Here is an 18553-nt window from a genome sequence, read left to right as displayed (position 1 = left end):
CATGATGGCAATGGTTCAAGGAAAAAGTTTGAAATACCGAGTCTGGGCAACCCATATTGGCTTATGGTTCTTTCTCTCGCTGATTATTTTTCCGATGCTGATGATCGTGGCAATCTCATTACGGGAAGGTAACTTTGCCACTGGGAGTATCATTCCGGAACATCCGTCTTGGGAGCATTGGAAATTAGCATTGGGATTTGCAGTTACTCATGCTGACGGGAGTGTAACTCCACCACCATTTCCGGTTTTGACCTGGTTGTGGAATTCGGTCAAGGTTGCGACGATCTCCTCGGTGCTGATCGTCGCCTTATCCACCACATCGGCATACGCGTTTGCACGGATGAAATTCGGGGGAAAAAGTCTCATCTTAAAGGCGATGATGATCTTCCAGATGTTTCCGGCAGTGCTGGCGCTGGTGGCGATTTACGCTCTGTTTGATAAGTTAGGTCAGTATATTCCTTTCCTCGGATTGAACACCCACGGTGGGCTGATCTTATCTTATCTGGGGGGAATTGCGCTCCATGTATGGACCATCAAAGGTTATTTTGAAACCATTGATGGCTCGCTGGAAGAGGCCGCAGCACTGGACGGTGCAACCCCGTGGCAAGCCTTCCGTCTGGTGCTGTTACCGCTGTCCGTACCGATTCTTGCTGTGGTTTTCATTCTGTCGTTTATTGCCGCAGTCGGTGAAGTTCCGGTAGCATCCCTGCTCCTGTCTGATATTAATCAGTACACACTAGCGGTCGGAATGCAGCAGTACCTTTATCCGCAAAACTACTTGTGGGGCGATTTTGCTGCGGCAGCGGTATTATCGGCACTGCCGATCACTCTGGTGTTCTTGTTAGCGCAACGCTGGTTAGTCGGTGGTCTGACGGCTGGTGGCGTGAAAGGCTGATGCTGCCATTTTCTCAGTCGGTGGCGGCGCATAGCCGCCCTGACGCGAGGTTTTGACTCGGAGTCTGACCAGACTTTCACACAGCGACACGGCACAAGTGACCCCATCAAGCACCGGGATTGCAAACTGAGCCGATAGTTTTTCCGCCAGATCAACCATCCCGGCACAACCAAGGACAATTGCTTCCGCCCGATCTTCGACAATCGCTTGCTCAATTTCCTGGCCGATTTTCTGCATCGCATCTGAGCCGTCGCATTCTAATTCAAGCACTGGGATTTCAGAAGAACGCACGCTGATACATTGTCTTTCCATTCCATAACGCAATAAATTGTGTTCCAACGCAGGCACAGAGCGGGCGAGGGTTGTGACGACGCTGAATTTGTTGGCGAGCATCGAAGCAACCCGATAACCCGCTTCACCAATGCCAATCACCGGTTTATCGGTGACACAACGAGCGGCGTCCAGACCCGTGTCATCAAAACAGGCAATCACCACTGCATCGAAATTCTCGTGTGCCTGAATGGCTTGAAGCATCCCGGGGACAGCCAGCGCCTCATCATAATATCCTTCAATTGAAACCGGCCCGTGTGCCGAAGTCACGGCGATAATTTCAGTCCCCTCAGAGGCAACTTGCCGGGCAGCAAGACAGGCTTTTTCGGTCATACTGGCTGTCGTATTCGGGTTAACAACGAGAATCCGCATTGTTTTAATCTCTCCATGAGTAAAAGTTTGGATGATGACAAGTTTCAGAGCATGATGCAGATTGTATACAATTTCAAATGGAATTTATGATTGGTGGTGATTTAAATACCGACGGCAGACAGTAGAACGGCTACTGAAAAATCAAACGCTATTAACGGATAATATATAGCGACATGGGGTAACCTTTGACTGAATTACACAGTGTTGCGGCTTTGACGTCACACTGTTTGGATTTAAATACCCAGAGTTATGGGTCGACGTCTGTTATTTCCGGTTCGCATGTTTTTATATATCAGACATTCATTAATGGATAAAAAGAATATCAAAAGAATGACATTATTTTATCGCAAAGCGTTACTTTGTGTTGCTGTTCTCCTTGTTCTATCCGCTATTTTGCTATACGCAGGGGTGCTCCTTTCCACCCATGAAACCGCTTTTTTGCCGCTGGAGAATAGTGATATCAACTGGTTTTACGGGACTGAGCCGCCAGATCAGCAACAAGACGACAAGGTCGTGGTGTTAAACAGTGGAGAAACGTCGCAGCCTATCACCTTCGATTTTTGGGTTTCTACGGAGGAGAAATATCCCTATACCTCTTTTATTATCAATCTTGCCGACCCACAAGATGTGAGTGATTTGATCGATCTCAGTTCTTATTCCAGAATCAGTTTTCGTATTCAATGTGATCCTGAAAATATTCTCGTTTTTGCGCTCTATACCTATGTTGACCATGTGACAAAACTTGGAAAACCAGAAACCTATCGCGTTAGCCTCGATTTTCTAACCTGCAATAAGCAAAGCCGTAAAATATCATTCGAATTAAATGATCTGGATTCCGCTGACTGGTGGCTTGAGCGCTATGGTTTGGCGTATACAGATCGCACTGCAGATTTACGAAGGACGCACGGTTTTTCTATCAATAACTCGCTCCAAAGCCCAAGAGGAAGTCACTCGAAAGTTGAAATATCCGATTTGGTACTGGTTTCGGAGAACGTCAGCTATGTGTGGGGGAGTGTTGCGCTCATCGTCGTTGCTTGGTTAGTCTTGGCATATTTTTTAATGAAATTATATGTACAGGAAAAAATATGCTGCGCAAAAGAACAAGTGAATACCAATCGTCCCTTCATTGCTTATCAGCAGTTGTCGGTCAAACAGCAACCTGACGATCCGAAGTCGGCGCTTCTTTCCCATATTGCCGTTGAGTACATCAACCCAGAGATCAATATTGAAAGTGCCGCAGCCACTCTGGGAACAACCCGCTCAAAAATTAATAAGCTCCTAAAAGCTGAATTCAGTCTCACTTTTACCGCATACGTGAATAAACTTCGTCTGGCAGAGGCTTCGCGACTACTGATTGAAGAGCAGCATCTTAGCGTCAAACAGATCGCCCTTGGTGTTGGTTATGCGAATGTGACTTACTTTAATATGCTGTTTAAAAAGGAGTACGGCTGCGCACCGAAAACATTCAGGCTGAACCGCTTTAAGGACTCTAAGACGGAGTATTAGTGATCTGTGCCACAAAATGTGGCCTTTGAGTGTCGCTATTCTCCTAAGCGTACTGGCGAGAATCTCAACGATTAAGGTGCAATTTATTTCATAAACTTTAACGATTTAAAAAAAGTATTTAACGATTTGGATTACAAACATTTAAACCTTTTTTGTTTATTTTCTTATTCTCCAGCATCTTAAACAATGGCTTTCTCAATATGTGAGCATGGATAGGCGAGTCCACGCTCGACCATAGCAATAAAGAGAAAAGTTTTCCCTGCATGTTTTTCTGATGAAACACGCCATTTCAAAAGAATGTCGGTACTTACCTCAACTTAGTCAAGGATTCAAAACGATGATCAAAAAACGATTTTCGGCTTTGTGCGGTGCGCTGTTGTTATTTTGTACGAGTGTTTACGCACAAAATGAAACACTCACTGTCGACATGTCAGATCCGATTGGTCCCGTTACACACGCCGCATCTGGCGCACTTTACGGTATCACTGATAGTTTACCCACAGACATCAATGGCGATGTCGCGCCGCTTCATCCCAGAATGTATACGCAACCCGCCAGAAGTGGGGCGGGGTACCAGCAGCCGATTGGTGCTGCTATCCCCGTGTCGAAAAGATTAGCGAATACCACCGCCGAAGTGACTGTCCGCTTAGCGGATTTACTGCCCGGCTGGCCTTATCAGTGGTCGGGCTGGTCACATTGGTCTGCGAGAGTTCGCTCGGTTATCGCAGACAAGCGTGCCTCAGGAAGAGATAATTACTACGGTTATGAAATTTTCAATGAACCCAATATTACCTGGGATGACGATGCGAACGGAAACTTCAAATCATCACTATGGAAACCCACCTATGACCTGATTCGCAGTCAGGATCCCGGTGAACGCATTATCGGCCCATCAGCGGCTTGGTATCATGCCTCATACATTCAGGCGTTTCTCGAATACTGCGTTGCAAACAACTGTCTGCCCGATGTGATCAGCTGGCACGAACTGGGTGGCTCAGACAATATCACGGCAAATATTGCCGACTACCGTGCCCGGGAAAGGGCGCTGGGTATTTCACCCCGTCCCATCAGCATCAACGAATATTCCCATGACACGCACAAATATGAAGGCGCACCCGGGGTATCCGTACCATTTATTGCAAAATTTGAGCGCAATCGGGTGGAATCGGCGAATATCTCTTGGTGGTTCACCAACCTGCCAGGCAGACTCGGTAGCCTGCTAACGGCCAATAACCAACGCGGTGGTGGCTGGTGGCTGTACAAATGGTATGGGGATATGACGGGCAACATGCTCAATGTTACGCCGCCCCATCAAAATGGTGATGGTTTGGATGGCTTCGCCAACTTAGACACCCAGTCCGGTTCCGCCAGTATCTGTCTCGGCGGTAATTTTACCGGTACTGCGAATGTTGTATTCAACAATATCCCTGCCAGTTTTGGCGATACTGTCGATGTGACAGTGGAATATGTCACTTGGGCAAATAAAGATACACCTGTTGCCGGGCCCGTTACCGCGATGCAATCGGTAGAAACTGTGTTTAACGGTTCGCTCACTGTACCCGTTGATGTTTTTAATCCGCTTTATGGTTACCGAGTTACGATTAACGGGCAGGGTTTCGGCTCCGAAGGTTCCTCCGCTCAAGTCGAACTGGAAAGCTTGTCGAGCCAAGAACGATTCGCGCCGTTTTCCGTGTTATCAGATGCCGGAGCGCAGTATATTGTCTGGCCCAATAACGGTGATCAATTCCTGAATTCCGCATCGGATGATGCAAGTGGCCAAGTTTTAATCCCCTTTAGCTTATCGCAGTCGACTGCTATCCAACTGCAGATCCGCGCCAACCTGCCAAACGCCAACGATGACTCGTTTTATTTCAAACTGGATGATGGCAACTGGATGGTTCAAAACAACAAACAAACCAGTGGCTGGAACACTTTCACACTGGGGACTTTCGATAACCTTGCGGCAGGCAACCATACATTGCGTATCGAACGTCGCGAAGATGGCGCCAAACTGGACTTTATTACACTATTAACGGCTGCGGGTGATATCGAGATCGGTGCATCGGATAACCCTCCGGGCAACAGTTGCAACGGTATTAATGTTTACCCCAACTGGCCTGCTAGTGACTGGCCCGGTAGTGGCTATAATCACGCTAATGCCGGTGATCAAATGGTTTATCAAAACACGCTATATCAAGCGAACTGGTACACCAACAGTGTCCCTGGCAGTGATGCATCCTGGACGTTGATTGGCGATTGTGATTGATGACCAATACCAGAATGCAAAACTGACACCGCTGCCATGAGAACGGTGTGTGCCATATAAGGCACGACTGCGGCTGGAACGGCTTACGCTGTGCACCAGCCGCCTCAAAGTTTTGTATTATGTAACAAGGCGAATCTTGTGAAATGGAATCAATTGCGCACTAAACTGCTACATCTCAATTATATATACCCCGCCTCCGCCTCCGAAATTTGACGCATAATTTGTTCCTCGGTTTCAGAGGTATCGATATTTTGAGAAATAATGGCCTTGTAATAATTATTGTAATTGATAATATTAAAAATCAATGATTTAGGTGCGATAAATATAGCGCAATCTATTTTTAAAACTGAGCTCTATACTCAGGATTAGGCGAAAACTCTGTAATTTTTGTTTGGTAGAAAAATTATGAATCCATATGAACAGTATAAAAAAAATGGTTTATCTAAACCGATAGCACTTAAGCCGACTTTAAAAATGCATCTTTCAGTCTGGGGGGGCGGGTTGTTTCTTATATTATGCTGCTTTCTGGCACTACGCGATAATGATATTAAAATCAACCTCATTGGAATTCTCGGGATGGTCTTTTCTGGTTTTGCTCTTGCTCTGTTTGTCAGTGTGTTGCTTCGCGGGAGGGATAAAGGCTTGGTCGAATTTTCAGAAAGTGGCCTTTGGTTATCCTCAATAGGAATAACTTTGCCTTGGCACGCTATTGGTCCTGCATGGATCAATACCACTAGTCATGATGGTGGCAAAACAGATGAAGCTGTTTTTATTGTTAAAGGGATAGACAATTACACTTCAGAAGTCGGATTGTTTTCTCGTATTTTCATAAAACTACTGAAACGGACCTTGAATATTGGCAAGGAGGGCAGTATTGATTTTGGCCTAGACAGCCTGCTTTATCTTTTAGATAGTCGAGAATCATTTGATGAAATAGCTGAACAGATGGCATTTGTTAGACAGCAAACAGGAGATGATCCGTCAGCAATATTGTTGAACATACCAGCGCCATTTCGAGTCGGCATTAGTTCTAATGAATTGGTGGCAATTATAAACAGTGAAGTATTAAAAAAATAAGATTAATACGCATACTTAACAAGAAGCAGTTGATATGTTTCCCAACGGGAAAGTAAAAACCACCTAGGTGTATGTCGTTACAACATCGGCTCAGAATGCTTTATACAACGGCCCTACAAATTTGGAGACACGATGACAACCCCACGAATTTTAAACGCTCAAATTAAAGATATAACCTGTGGTGAAAACGTCACGATTGTTGAGCCTGCCAATATTTATGGCTGTGAGCTCAAGGATGATGTGTTTGTTGGGCCGTTTGTCGAAATACAAAAGAACGCAGTCATTGGTGCCCGGACAAAAGTACAGTCGCATACTTTTATTTGTGAGTACGTCACGATTGGCAACGACTGTTTCGTCGGGCATGGGGTGATGTTTGCTAACGACCTTTTTAAGAACGGCCAGCCAGATCCAAACCCAGATAATTGGGGGCGTACCGTGATTGAAGACAACGTGACAATCGGGTCGAATGCAACCGTGCTGCCTGTTCATATCTGTGATGGTGCTGTGATTGGTGCCGGGAGTGTAGTGACCAAGGACATTACTGAGAAAGGGATTTACGCGGGGAACCCGGCCAGAAAGTTAAGAGATTTACCGTAAGTTTCCATATTCCCCCTCTTAGCCTTTGGCTATGAATTTTGACGCACAATTTCTTTCTGCGGTTTCAGCGGCATTTGTGCTCAGTGCGCCAGTTCATCTTTCAGAGATGAAAGACGAACCAGAAAATCTTTTTTGTTTGACGGCGTCGCACGTTGTCTAGAATCTGTTTTTAATATTCCCCCTCCTAACCTCCGGCTCCCAAATTTGACGCACAATCTTGTTTTTCGATTGCAGAGGCATCGGTGTTCTGTGCGCCAGTTCATCTTTCAGAGATGAAAGACGAACCAGAAAATCTTTTTTTGTTTGACGGCGTCGCACGCTTTCCAGAACCAGCTTTTACGGGCGTCCTGCCCGGAAAAGCTTAATCATTCTTCCATGAATGATTTTCTTGGTTGGGTGGTTGATTTGAATTGGGTGAAACATTTTAGAAGCCGACTTGATTGTTTTACTCTTGTTCCCACGGTCCTCCGTGGGAATACATACCGAGCCAAAAATTACCATGATTGGCAGATATCAATTCGTCCTGTTTCGTTTTCATAATGACGAGCACTGAAATAACGCTAGTGGGTCTCTTTATCGACCTAGCCTATTTTAACCGGAGGTTGGTGAATCGATTCAACCTTCTGATGCATCATTTCATCACTTTGTATTCATTCAGGGTGTACACCTTCCTGCCAAAACTGATCGCTTACTGCGGATGATGCACTGGATGATAACCGGGGGTGGTACAAGCGCTGAACTTTGCGTGCCACTTCTAAGTCAGGCATGCATTCCCACGCGGAGCGTGGGAACGAGGTGCTAAAAAAACAATTTCCTGATGATTAAAACGCTGCAATTTTGTACAAACATTATCCATATCAAAAAAAATGCCATGTTTATGTCAATTTTTTCTGGCGATTTTCTACAACTTATTCAATGCTATGTATGGTGTTTCGATGCTTATTCGAGAACAAATGGAACTTATACGAGATGTTCCGAATGGTGGTAGCACTGGTAAATCATTCGTGCGCAGATTAGACAGCACAATGCTGTGATTTCTGATGTAATGTTATTTTTTACTGGCATTTTGTCTGTATTTTCATGCGATTAGGACAGAAATTTCATCGAGTGTCAGTAAGTTATACAGAAGTATTCCTGTAGAGTGGTTCTGTATAATAAACTGTTAAATGGCTAATCGACATCGTTTAACCAGTCACTAGTAATATTATCAACCAGTTTTTCAAGATCTTTGTTAGCTTGATCAATTAATAAATCTAAGTTATCTTTTCCCCCCCAGCTGTTTTCGGATGTTATTTTGATTACATCAATGGGAATATAATTATCTTTTAATTTATTGGCTTGAGTGGTAAAGACTTCATAATCTTTATATGATTTTATATATTCAACGTAATCATCTGAATAATTGAAGAAGTGACGTTCTATGCACCACCTTAATATTCTTGGTCCAGTCATGTTGATTGTTGTGTTTAATCGATCTATTTTCCTGTGGTATATAATGTTAAAGTTAGTCAAAGCATCGAGTAGTCGATTTGTATATTTTTCATTGCCAACTTTTTTGAATGAATTATAACTTTCCTTTATTTTTTCTTTAAGAGGGCTGAGTATCGGCATTGACTCAATGTCGGCTAATGATGGCGAATACATTCGCCTATATTCATTAACTATTTCTGCCATATAATCTTTCATAAACTGGCTACCCTTCTTTGCCGCCAAAACTGCATTACAAAAAACTGCTGGATTTTCATATAAACCTACATAGAGGTCTTGGCTGGATGCAAGTGTATTCATGCTATTTATATTGGTTCCAGGAAAGTTATCAAGATCTGTATATAAACCTCCAAATTTGACCAAAATGGCAACTCGTAAAATATCACTTGCCGCCCCAAAATTAGCTTGACTGCCGAAAAGTTCATCATGAACAAACTGTGACCAGGGTTCTTCAAAATCTTTTAAAACTGATGATATATCTTGCACTTTGATTTTATTTTCGATTAATGTATTAAATGCAGGGCCAGTTAATGCTCTCTCAGTTTCGGTCCATAGAATTACCTCCCAACCTGTAAGTTTTTCTTTCCAATTAATAATTCTGGCTAAATTTGATTTAAGTCCAGTTGCACTTGTTATAGGGCTTTTCCCTCCAACCCATATAATATGAACGATTTTTGGTATACTCATGCTTTCTCCTTGATAATTTTAATTTTATCTTCTGAAATTTTTGCCATTGCATGTGACTATTATTCATAATGTGTAAATTTTAAAAAAATAAACTTGGTTATACTGCGAAGAAAATATGAAATAATAGGTGTTTCTAGCTATTGCTTTTCAGTAGTGCAAGTTAATGCTAATCATGTTTGTGTGTTCGCCACTTAACAAGGCCTTAAAGTCGGATTCGTAACAGTTGGTTCGGTTCCGCTTCGCTTCACATTTAGCCAACTATTACTCACCACTTAAGGCGGCGTTATGCAAATCAAAGATTAGAATCCTAAAGGAAAATTAATGAGTCTCGAGAAAGAAATTAAGAAAGCAAGGAAAGAGATCGTATCTGACGGCTATGATATGTCTTTAGGCGAAGTCATGAATTTGTATAAAGATGACGAATTAAAGATCAACCCAGAGTTTCAGAGGCTATTTCGTTGGGATGTCACTAGGAAAACGCGATTCATTGAGTCGATACTATTAAGTATTCCAATCCCCCCAATTTTCGTATTCCAAGATAAAGATGGGAATTGGGAGTTAATTGATGGCCTTCAGCGGCTATCCACTATCTTAGAGTTCTCAGGGGTTTTAAAAGGCCCTGAAGGAGAAAAAGTAGAACCAAGTACACTAGAGGGGACGAAGTTTTTGCCTAGCTTGTCTGATAAACGTTGGCAAGTCTGGAATGAAGGAGACTCGGCAATAGACAAGAGCATGCAAATGCAGATTAAGAGAGCCAGAATTCGTGTCGAAATTCTCCTTAAAGAAAGCGATGAAAATGCCAAATATGAACTGTTTCAGCGATTAAATACGGGTGGCGCACAACTCTCTGAACAAGAAGTTAGAAATTGTGTTGCTGTTATGATCAACGCTGAATTTTACAAGCTCTTGAAAAAGTTAGCTGAAATTGACGACTTTACAAAAACAGTAAATCAAACAGAAAAAGCAGTTGAAAAACAAGCTGGGGTTGAGCTTGTTCTTAGATTTTTTGCATTTAAACATCATCCATATAAAAAAGGCTTAGATGTTCATGAATACCTTGATGAAGCTCTAGTAGAAATCTCAAAAAATGATGAAATCGACTGGGGTGAGGAGGAAACACGATTTAAGAAAACGTTTAGCTTGCTGAATGACTCGCTCGGGGATAATGCGTTTAAACGTTGGGGTGGCCATAGTTTTGGTGGAAAATTTCTCATGTCACTCTATGAAACAATTGCATTTGGAATTTCTCAAAACCTTGACGAAATCGAACATAAAGGGCGAGACGAGCAAAAGGAATTCGTAATTACTAGAGCGAAAGACTTATGGAGTGACCCTGTATTTGAGAAAAATTCTGGTGCAGGGATTCGCGGTACAACACGCCTTTCTAAACTTCTTCCTATGGCTAAAGGTTTTTTCAAGCCATGAGTAAAATTAGAACGATAAATCAATTGCAAAATGCTTTAGATAGCGAGTTTTCATGGCGGTTAAAAGAAATCGCAAATCTCAAAATTGTCGTCCGAACTTCTGAAAATCTAAATAAGAAGACTGCTGTCAGGGCTGCTATACCGCTTTTGTATGGCCACTGGGAAGGATTTGTAAAAAACGCATCAACATATTATCTAGAGTTCGTTAACGGGCAGTCATTGACGTATAGAAAATTAAAATCTTGCTTTGTTGTATTTGGAGTGAAACGAAAAATCAACGATTTGGTGAGTTCGAAGAACTCTAACGTATCTATATCTACTCTAGAGTTCCTGCGTGACGAGCTTGATGAAAGGGCTAAACTGAAAATTGAATCTGCTATTCGAACTGAATTTAATCTTAGTTCGAAGGTTTTCGCGAACATAGCCAACTCGATTGGTATTAACACTCAAGCTTATGAATCTCGATATCATCTCATTGATGAGAGTCTATTAAATAGGAGAAATTATATAGCTCATGGTGAATATTTGGATGTTGACTCAGAAGGCTTTAGGGAATTAGCAGATGAAATACTCTTCTTACTTCGCTCATATAAAACTGATATAGAAAATGCAGTATCCCTTGAGGAATACAAGATAAGTGCATAACAAGACGCTTAAACGGAACTAAAACAGTTGGTTAGGTTCCGCTTCGCTACACATTATAACCAACTATTTTAGTCCGCTTAGCGTGGCATTAGCTTTCATAAGGAATGAGTCTTTTGGAAATCAAAAAATTACAAGAAAAAATAGAAAACCTTAGAGAAAAAGCCATTTCTTTCTTTTCTTCTGCGAAGATAGTTTGTGGAGAAAAAGTAGACGAGCATGGTTGGCCTGTGAGAGCAAAAACCGCAAGTACTTTTTGGGATAAATTATCAGAGGTTTTACAAGATGACTCACTAGATACGCAGAAGACGATGCTCGAAGCAATATCATTGATCTTACCACTCCTCAAAGCTTCACCAATACTTGATAAATCAGATGAAAAAGATATTGGGCGTTATGCAAAAAAAATGAGATCCGCTCTTAGGCTCAGAAAGTATAAATCGTGGGAAATAGAAGTAATACATGATGAAGGCTCAGTTTTAGGTGTGAATCCTCCTGGACAGTCAGAAGACGAACCTGACCACCCTGATGATGCAAGTAAAACATTTTTTTATTGTTTAGAACAATTAGAAGGAATGCTTCAACTTATTGAGGTTGCTCCAATTCAAATATCTGACGGGTTAATAACAAAAAATCCAAATCTTCATCAATTATATAGGCCAAATACGGCTTTTATAATGATGCCAATTGATCAGAATAACCCTGAACTTGAAGATATTTATGAGGTTTATAAAGAATGTTTCAGTAAATTTGGTATCAAAGCTATTCGCGCGGATGATATTGAACACGAGGATGTCATAACCAAAAAATTATCGAAGAGATAAAGACAAGTGAATTTTTACTTGGTGATTTAACCAACGAGCGACCTAGTGTCTACTACGAAATTGGTTATGCACATTCTTTGGGCAGGAGAGTTATTCTCTACCGAAAGAAAAACACTTCTATTCATTTCGATTTGGCTGCATACAATTGCCCTGAATATAAAAACATGAACGAATTAAAAAAACTGCTTTTGAAGCGATTGGAAGATACCACCAATAGAAAGCCAAATAACGGCTAACTAAATAAAAGCTAACAAGGCAATTAAACGGAACTAAAACGGTAGGTTACGTTTCGCTTTGCTCCACATTTTAACCCACTATTTTAGTCCGCTTATTGCGGCGTTAGGTGCTTGAAGGAAAAGGTAAGTATGGAAATTGCTTTTCGGCAGATAAACATTGATGATTTTGAATTATGCGTTGCTGCGAGAAAAGATGCATACTTTTGTAGTTTTGGGCATTACGATGGTTTCGACGACTTCATCAGCGGTTATCGTGAACGAGTCTTAGACCGGTTAGCAACATCAGAATGGTTCTATATCCATGTATTTGTGGATGGTCAGTTTGCAGGGCAGTTAGAGTTTCGCAGTTTTTCACCTGAGCCGGAGACTGGCTATGTGCATCTCATTTACTTAAAGCCGAATTTTCGTGGTTCAGGACTCGCTCCAAAAGTGCAGGATTATATTGTAAGCACTTTGAGTAAAGCGGGTTGTTTGCGTGCTGTACTTTCAGTAAGCAGAACTAACCATCGAGCTCTCACATTCTATAAGCGCCATGGTTGGGAGTTCGTGCGCAAGAATCCCAAGCACAATGAAACAGACTTTTACCAACTTTGGCTACGCACCTAACGAGTATGGCGGTAATCATTCATTTTTACCTATGTTAGCGTTCGTTTTATCTTTGTATCGTCCGCTCTTACCAGCACTGACAACAAGATAAAGCAAGAAATCCGTCGCATTTTATCCTTCAACAATACTAAAACTATGATAAACAGTGTTTTTTGCTGAATGCTTCTTTTATGCTATAGCTATGTTATCCACCAAAGCGAAGCACGTTTTATGAAAACCTCCCTCGATCACCTGCCTGAATTTAAACAGCAAGAGCTTGCCACGATCTCGACTATTCTGCGCGATACGCTGGACGACTATCTTGAAGGTAAAACGGGGAGTAAAAGCGAGTTTCGCATTCTGAAAATTATTCTGTTCGGCAGCCATGCCAAAGGCAGTTGGGTCAAGGATCCGGTCAATGGTTATATCAGCGATTACGATATTCTGGTGATCGTCAACAAAGCTGCTTTGGTTGAAGATTATGTGGTCTGGCAGCGGGCGGAAGAGCAAATTGATCGCAAAGTGAAATCGGCACCATTGGGCTTGATTGTGCATGATTTGAACGAAGTGAATAATCGACTGCAACAGGGTCATTATTTCTTTAAAGATATCCGCGAAGAGGGAATCGAACTGTTTGCCGCGACGCCGAAACCGTTGGCGGAGCCGGGGGATTTGAGCGAAACCGAGCTACGGGAGATTGCCCGTAAGCATTATGAGCAGTGGTTTGAAAGTGCTTCTGATTTTCTGGTGACTTATCGATTTGATAAAAATCGCGGTAAGTTAAAACAAGCGGCTTTTCTCTTGCATCAATCGACGGAACGGTTTTTCGCCTGCACGCTACTGACCTGCACCAATTACTTACCCAAATCCCACAATATCGAAAAGTTGGGGAAATTCTGTTCACAAATCGATCTGGCCTTTGCTGAGATTTTCCCGATGGACAACAAATTCCACCGCCGCAGCTTCCGGCGTCTGCAACGCGCCTATATTGATGCGCGCTATTCGGAGCATTATGAAATTACCGAAGAAGAGTTGAATTATCTGGAGACAGAAGTACAGCGCTTGCAGGTGTTAACCGAGCAGGTTTGTCGGGGGAGAATCGGGGATTGAGGGCTATCGTTTGATTCGTAGCTTTTGGCATTGAAATGTGACGCACAATCTCGTTTTTCGGTTTCAGAGGCATCGGTGTTCTGTGCGCCAGTTACTCTTGCCGAGATGCAAGAGTAACCAGAAGATCTTTTTGTTTGGCTGAGTCACGTACTGTCCGGGCACGGATTTTACGGATGTCCCTATCCGGAAAATCCTGAAAACCTCGTCCTGAGGTTTTCTCCCTAATGATTCAGATTTCATTAATTTTCTTTGCAGAGAGACAGGGAGAGGATTTACTAGACTCAGGGTAAAATTCATGGATGAATTTTAAGCTTTTCGTGAGCAGGAGCGAATAAAAGCGTCCCTGATTACGCACACCGAACCCAAAAAGATGCTTTTGGTTACTTTTGACATCTATCAAAAGTAACTGGGGCGCGTTCGAGGATGCTAATGAAATCGGAGAAAGTCATTGCGTCCCAAACCAACAGATTTACTATTGGTCACACCAAACCACAATTTAATCATTTCAAGCTGGCTTCCCTGTCACCTTGTTTGTTACGGTTGGTTGAACTATTATTTGTACATAATTACGTACAAATAGAGATTTCTGCAATGAAACGTATTCGCTTTGACCAAGACATCAAACCGTTATCTGAATTTCGTTCCGGTGTGGCTTCGTTTATCAAACAAATCAATGAGACTCGGCGTCCGCTGGTGATTACTCAAAGGGGCAAGGGGGTTGCTGTGGTTCTGGATGTAGAAGAATATGAAGCAATGCAAGAAAAAATAGAATTACTTGAAGAAATGCGAGCGGCAGAAGCACAACTTGCTTCAGGTATGGGAGTTTCTAACGAAGACGCTCGGGCTAATGTACTGGAACGTATTAAAAAATGAATGTTGTTTGGGCGCCAGTTATTCTTGCCAAGATGCAAGAGTAACCAGAAGATCTTTTTTGTTTGGCTTGGTCACACGCTTTCCAGAACCAGCTTTTACGGGCGTCCTGCCCGGAAAAGCCTAACCATTCATCCTTGAATGGTTTTCTTTGTAGGGTGGTTGATTTGAGTTGGGTGAAATATTTTTAAAGCCAAATTGATCGATGCTCTCAGGGGAAAAATCATGGACGATTTTTCAGGATTGCTTGAGCAGGATGCGAATCAATCCGCCCCTGATTACGCGCACTGAACCAAAAAAGATGCTTTTGGTTACTTTTGACATCTATCAAAAGTAACTGGGGCGCGTTCGAGAATGCTAATGAAACCGAAGAAAGTCATTGCGTTCCAAACCACAGAGCCACCATTTCTCCCCCAAACACCTTTTATCTTCTTAGCCTTTGGCTCCCAAATTTGACGCACAATCAGCGTCAGTGATTTCAGATGCATCGGTGCTCTGTGCGCCAGTTCATCTTTCAGAGATGAAAGACGAACCAGAAAATCTTTTTTTGTTTGGCTTGGTCGTGCGTTGTCCAGAACCAGCTTTTACGGACGTCCTGCCCGGAAAAGCCTAACCATTCATCCTTGAATGGTTTTCTTGGTTTGGTGGTTGATTTGAATTGGGTGAAACATTTTTAAAGCCAAATTGATCGATGCTCTCAGGGGAAAAATCATGGACGATTTTTCAGGATTGCTTGAGCAGGATGCGAATCAATCCGCCCCTGATTACGCGCGCTGAACCCAAAAAGATGCTTTTGGTTACTTTTGACATCTATCAAAAGTAACTGGGGCGTGTTCGAAAATGCTAATGAAATCAATGAATGTGATTGCGTCCCAAACACCTATATTTCCACCATATTCACATCCAACAATCAAAAGCGGTCAATAAGCCGCTTTCATCCCCATAAGACTAAAACCGTCTCCCAATCTCATTGATTTTCCTGCCCGTTCGGGCAGAATCATTGGGTTAACTCGGGGGAGCAATCTATCTATGGCAGTATCTCTTTTTATCGGTGGGGCGCGGAGCGGAAAATCCAGCTATGCGGAACGGCAGGCATTGGCGCTGCTCAAACAGCGAGTGTCACAAGGCGTCACCGCACAACTGCATTATGTTGCGACCGCAATTGCGTTTGATCCGGAGATGACGCAGCGAATTGAACAGCATCAGCGTCGCCGCGGGCCCGAATGGTGTAACCACGAATCTCCGCTCATGTTGGCACAAACGCTGGCACAGTTTCAGCCGCAGGATATCGTCTTGGTGGACTGCCTGACTTTGTGGCTCAATAACGTCATTTACAACGATGGCGAGACGGCATCTAAGGCGATGATCGAGCAGCAGGTGCAGGCCTTAGTCAGTGCGTTGCAGGACTCTCCGGCCACAATTTTGTGTGTTTCCAACGAAGTCGGTCTCGGCATTATTCCGATGGGGGAGATCTCTCGGCTGTATGTCGATCATGCCGGATGGATGAATCAGGCGATTGCTGAGATGGCTGAACAAGTGACGTTTATGGCTGCCGGTTTACCCATGTTGTTAAAAGACGTTGTTAAAAGACGTTGTTAAAAGACGTTGTTAAAAGACGTTGCTGAGAGGCGCTTAAATTTTAGCCATGGGAAAGCACATCCCTGAGTGCCTCAAGTAATTGCTGATTGTCCTCACCAGTCCGAATTGCCACGCGATAGTATTGTGCCGACAGGCCGTGGTAGTTGGCGCAGTGACGAATCAAAATGTTGTGCTGCATCAGTGCATGTTGTAAATCGAAATCGGCCTGGTTGAGGCGAAAGAAAATATAGTTGGCCGTTGGCGGGTAGACCGTTAGCGCCGGAAATTGTGATAACCCTTGATATAATGTGTGCTGCTCACGTTGCAGCCAATGATAAGTCTGCTGCGCATAGGTGTGATCCTGTAAGAGGATGTCTCCTGCCAGTGCCGCAAATGCATTGATCGTCCACGGCTCTCGTGTGTCACGCAGTGCTGCCAGCATGGGTTGATTGGCAGATAACAGATAGCCAAGCCGCAGCCCCGGAATGGCGTAAAACTTCGTCATGGAACGGAGTAAAAACAGGTTTGGATAACGATCAAGGACATCGGCGAGTCCCCGATGTTGCGGCAGAAAATCAATAAAGGACTCATCGACAAAGAGCTGAATCCCAAGTTCAGCCGAGCGGTTTAAAATCCGTTGCAGCAGGGCTGGCGGCGGCATCAGGCCGGTCGGGTTATTCGGTGTGCAGAGAAACAGACAATCCAATCCCTCATGCAGTGCTGCCAATAAGCGCTCGGTGACAGCAAATCCTTCCTGTTCGACTAAGACAAAACGCTCAATGTCACACCCGATACGTGTCAGTGCCTGACGGTATTCCGCAAATGTCGGTTCAACAATCAATGCTCGGCGGGGCTGTGTCTGTTGTACCCACTGAAAAATCAGTTCGGTTGCCCCGTTGCCTGCGATGACATAACTGGCTGGAAAATCGCTGTCAGGACGATTGATTTGCACAGCATGGTGACGGGCAATTGCTTGATGCAGATGTTGGTAGTCAATGTCCGGATAGCGTTCAACACAAGTCACTTGACTGATAATGGCATCCCGTAAGGATTGAGGCATTCCCAACGGATTGATGTTCGCGCTAAAATCTAATATGTCTTCTGCTTTTTGGCCATACTTTTCGGCCATTTGCCGTGTGTTACCGCCATGTTGTCCGCTTTTTGCCATTGAATCGTCGGTGTAATGCTTTGCCATGAATGGCTGACAATGTAGCGGATTCACACGGGATGCGCCAGTACGAGCAGAATGAAAGAATTGACCTGAGACGCTGGCGCGGTGAATTGAGGACATGAACGGCGGTGAATATCAGTATTGATGATGAGCTTTTATCTGTTATTCAAGCATCATTTTACCGCTCACAATGTTTTTCGATCCTGTCTTTTTTTCGACGTTCGACTCAGTCTTTTCCCAATGATAAATATGCCAGTGCGGCTTACCTTCGGCCTGTTGACTGAGTACCGGTGCCGGGTTGATGAGGTAAACGTAATCAGCCTGCTGGCAAAGCGGTAAGTCATTGATTGAATCGGTATAGAAATGAATTGCTGAGAATGACTGTGGCTGGGCGGCAATCCAGTCGTTCAGTCGTCGGATTTTGCCTTCTCGGTAGCTGGGAATGCCATCGATTTGCGAGGTATAGCACTGATTCTCGACGACCAAATCAATCCCGATCGCATCGGGAATGCCGATTTTCTGTGCGACTTGACGGACAATAAAACTGACGGTGGCGGAGATAATTAACATCGGTCTGTGTTGTGCCGTCAATTGCCCGATGAGCTGCTGTGCTTCCCGGAATTGTCGTGGCAGCACTCGCGTCGTGATGCATTCTTCGACCAGTGCATCGACCGTGGCTTGCGGCAGTTTGGTCAGTGGGGCGAGGGTAAAGTCCAGATATGTTGCCATATCCATCTCTCCGGCTGCGTATAAATCCATCATGGCATGATCTTTTGCCAGAAACTCAGGGTCAGTGACAATGCCTTTCTCAACTAAAAACGCATTCCAGATCATGGCACAGTCACCGTCAATGAGGGTGTCATCCATATCAAAAACGTACAAAGGGTTAGACATA

The 18553-nt window shown here is 43.6% G+C and carries 15 protein-coding genes and 1 pseudogene; 12 read left to right on the top strand and 4 right to left on the bottom strand.

What is annotated here, in order from left to right; all coding sequences use genetic code 11:
• The first annotated feature begins 4 nt into the window (after positions 1-4).
• Positions 5-895, top strand: coding sequence for a maltose ABC transporter permease MalG (malG, locus tag MKS89_RS08905; RefSeq protein ID WP_021021919.1), 891 nt, complete (start codon positions 5-7; stop codon positions 893-895).
• Here the strand turns inward: malG and MKS89_RS08900 are convergent.
• Positions 857-1597, bottom strand: coding sequence for an aspartate/glutamate racemase family protein (locus MKS89_RS08900; protein WP_072961545.1), 741 nt, complete (start codon positions 1595-1597; stop codon positions 857-859). The genes malG and MKS89_RS08900 overlap by 39 nt on opposite strands.
• 330 nt (positions 1598-1927) lie before the next feature.
• On the opposite strand from MKS89_RS08900, the gene MKS89_RS08895 reads away from it, so the two are divergent.
• The 4 genes from MKS89_RS08895 (at position 1928) to MKS89_RS08880 (ending at position 7043) form a co-directional block, all read left to right on the top strand.
• Positions 1928-3103 carry an AraC family transcriptional regulator gene (locus tag MKS89_RS08895; protein ID WP_072961594.1) on the top strand — a complete coding sequence of 392 codons (1176 nt, stop codon included), beginning with the start codon at positions 1928-1930 and terminating at the stop codon, positions 3101-3103.
• Positions 3104-3440: 337 nt separating this feature from the next.
• Positions 3441-5369 (top strand): cellulose-binding domain-containing protein, encoded by a 1929-nt coding sequence (locus tag MKS89_RS08890; protein ID WP_235862457.1) that lies wholly within the window; start codon positions 3441-3443, stop codon positions 5367-5369.
• Positions 5370-5774: 405 nt separating this feature from the next.
• On the top strand, positions 5775-6446 hold the full coding sequence (locus MKS89_RS08885) for a hypothetical protein (protein WP_072961542.1): 672 nt from the start codon (positions 5775-5777) through the stop codon (positions 6444-6446).
• Positions 6447-6578: 132 nt separating this feature from the next.
• Entirely contained in the window at positions 6579-7043 is a 465-nt protein-coding gene (locus MKS89_RS08880) for an acyltransferase (protein ID WP_072961540.1), read from the top strand.
• 1170 nt (positions 7044-8213) lie between these two features.
• On the opposite strand, the gene MKS89_RS08875 is transcribed toward MKS89_RS08880, so the two are convergent.
• On the bottom strand, positions 8214-9218 hold the full coding sequence (locus MKS89_RS08875) for a TcdA/TcdB catalytic glycosyltransferase domain-containing protein (RefSeq protein ID WP_072961537.1): 1005 nt from the start codon (positions 9216-9218) through the stop codon (positions 8214-8216).
• A 321-nt stretch (positions 9219-9539) separates the two neighbouring features.
• Between MKS89_RS08875 and MKS89_RS08870 the strand changes: the two genes are divergently transcribed.
• From MKS89_RS08870 to cobU, 7 genes are all read left to right on the top strand, one after another.
• Positions 9540-10643 (top strand): DUF262 domain-containing protein, encoded by a 1104-nt coding sequence (locus MKS89_RS08870; RefSeq protein WP_072961535.1) that lies wholly within the window; start codon positions 9540-9542, stop codon positions 10641-10643.
• Positions 10640-11287 carry an MAE_28990/MAE_18760 family HEPN-like nuclease gene (locus MKS89_RS08865; RefSeq protein ID WP_072961532.1) on the top strand — a complete coding sequence of 216 codons (648 nt, stop codon included), beginning with the start codon at positions 10640-10642 and terminating at the stop codon, positions 11285-11287. The genes MKS89_RS08870 and MKS89_RS08865 overlap by 4 nt, the downstream gene beginning before the upstream one ends.
• Before the next feature lie 113 nt (positions 11288-11400).
• On the top strand, positions 11401-12108 hold the full coding sequence (locus MKS89_RS08860; protein ID WP_072961529.1) for a hypothetical protein: 708 nt from the start codon (positions 11401-11403) through the stop codon (positions 12106-12108).
• Between the two features lie 365 nt (positions 12109-12473).
• Complete coding sequence (locus tag MKS89_RS08855; RefSeq protein WP_021021931.1) at positions 12474-12950, top strand: GNAT family N-acetyltransferase; 477 nt, start codon at positions 12474-12476, stop codon at positions 12948-12950.
• 210 nt (positions 12951-13160) lie between these two features.
• Positions 13161-14039 carry a HEPN domain-containing protein gene (locus tag MKS89_RS08850; RefSeq protein WP_072961592.1) on the top strand — a complete coding sequence of 293 codons (879 nt, stop codon included), beginning with the start codon at positions 13161-13163 and terminating at the stop codon, positions 14037-14039.
• A 591-nt stretch (positions 14040-14630) separates the two neighbouring features.
• Positions 14631-14912 (top strand): type II toxin-antitoxin system Phd/YefM family antitoxin, encoded by a 282-nt coding sequence (locus tag MKS89_RS08845; protein ID WP_072961590.1) that lies wholly within the window; start codon positions 14631-14633, stop codon positions 14910-14912.
• Positions 14913-15938: 1026 nt separating this feature from the next.
• Complete coding sequence (gene cobU, locus MKS89_RS08840; RefSeq protein WP_072961527.1) at positions 15939-16508, top strand: bifunctional adenosylcobinamide kinase/adenosylcobinamide-phosphate guanylyltransferase; 570 nt, start codon at positions 15939-15941, stop codon at positions 16506-16508.
• 40 nt (positions 16509-16548) lie between these two features.
• Here the strand turns inward: cobU and cobD are convergent, their stop codons facing one another.
• Both cobD and MKS89_RS08830 read right to left on the bottom strand, forming a co-directional pair.
• The gene (gene cobD / locus MKS89_RS08835) at positions 16549-17709 is read right to left on the bottom strand and encodes a threonine-phosphate decarboxylase CobD (protein ID WP_205409095.1); all 1161 of its coding nucleotides are present in this window, start codon (positions 17707-17709) and stop codon (positions 16549-16551) included.
• A 186-nt stretch (positions 17710-17895) separates the two neighbouring features.
• Positions 17896-18552, bottom strand: a pseudogene (locus tag MKS89_RS08830) (HAD family hydrolase); the annotation flags it as partial.
• Between the last annotated feature and the right edge of the window lies 1 nt (position 18553).

This window comes from Vibrio gazogenes (genome assembly GCF_023920225.1).
GTDB classification, from domain to species: domain Bacteria; phylum Pseudomonadota; class Gammaproteobacteria; order Enterobacterales; family Vibrionaceae; genus Vibrio; species Vibrio gazogenes.
Note: the sequence above shows the minus strand (reverse complement) of the source record. Positions and strands in the feature narration are given on the sequence as shown.

Excerpts from the sequence above, each read along its gene's own strand:
- malG (WP_021021919.1), top strand. The coding sequence starts at position 5 with ATGGCAATGGTTCAAGGAAAAAGTTTGAAATACCGAGTCTGGGCAACC.
- MKS89_RS08900 (WP_072961545.1), bottom strand. The coding sequence starts at position 1,597 with ATGCGGATTCTCGTTGTTAACCCGAATACGACAGCCAGTATGACCGAA.
- MKS89_RS08895 (WP_072961594.1), top strand. The coding sequence starts at position 1,928 with ATGACATTATTTTATCGCAAAGCGTTACTTTGTGTTGCTGTTCTCCTT.
- MKS89_RS08890 (WP_235862457.1), top strand. The coding sequence starts at position 3,441 with ATGATCAAAAAACGATTTTCGGCTTTGTGCGGTGCGCTGTTGTTATTT.
- MKS89_RS08885 (WP_072961542.1), top strand. The coding sequence starts at position 5,775 with ATGAATCCATATGAACAGTATAAAAAAAATGGTTTATCTAAACCGATA.
- MKS89_RS08880 (WP_072961540.1), top strand. The coding sequence starts at position 6,579 with ATGACAACCCCACGAATTTTAAACGCTCAAATTAAAGATATAACCTGT.
- MKS89_RS08875 (WP_072961537.1), bottom strand. The coding sequence starts at position 9,218 with ATGAGTATACCAAAAATCGTTCATATTATATGGGTTGGAGGGAAAAGC.
- MKS89_RS08870 (WP_072961535.1), top strand. The coding sequence starts at position 9,540 with ATGAGTCTCGAGAAAGAAATTAAGAAAGCAAGGAAAGAGATCGTATCT.
- MKS89_RS08865 (WP_072961532.1), top strand. The coding sequence starts at position 10,640 with ATGAGTAAAATTAGAACGATAAATCAATTGCAAAATGCTTTAGATAGC.
- MKS89_RS08855 (WP_021021931.1), top strand. The coding sequence starts at position 12,474 with ATGGAAATTGCTTTTCGGCAGATAAACATTGATGATTTTGAATTATGC.
- MKS89_RS08850 (WP_072961592.1), top strand. The coding sequence starts at position 13,161 with ATGAAAACCTCCCTCGATCACCTGCCTGAATTTAAACAGCAAGAGCTT.
- MKS89_RS08845 (WP_072961590.1), top strand. The coding sequence starts at position 14,631 with ATGAAACGTATTCGCTTTGACCAAGACATCAAACCGTTATCTGAATTT.
- cobU (WP_072961527.1), top strand. The coding sequence starts at position 15,939 with ATGGCAGTATCTCTTTTTATCGGTGGGGCGCGGAGCGGAAAATCCAGC.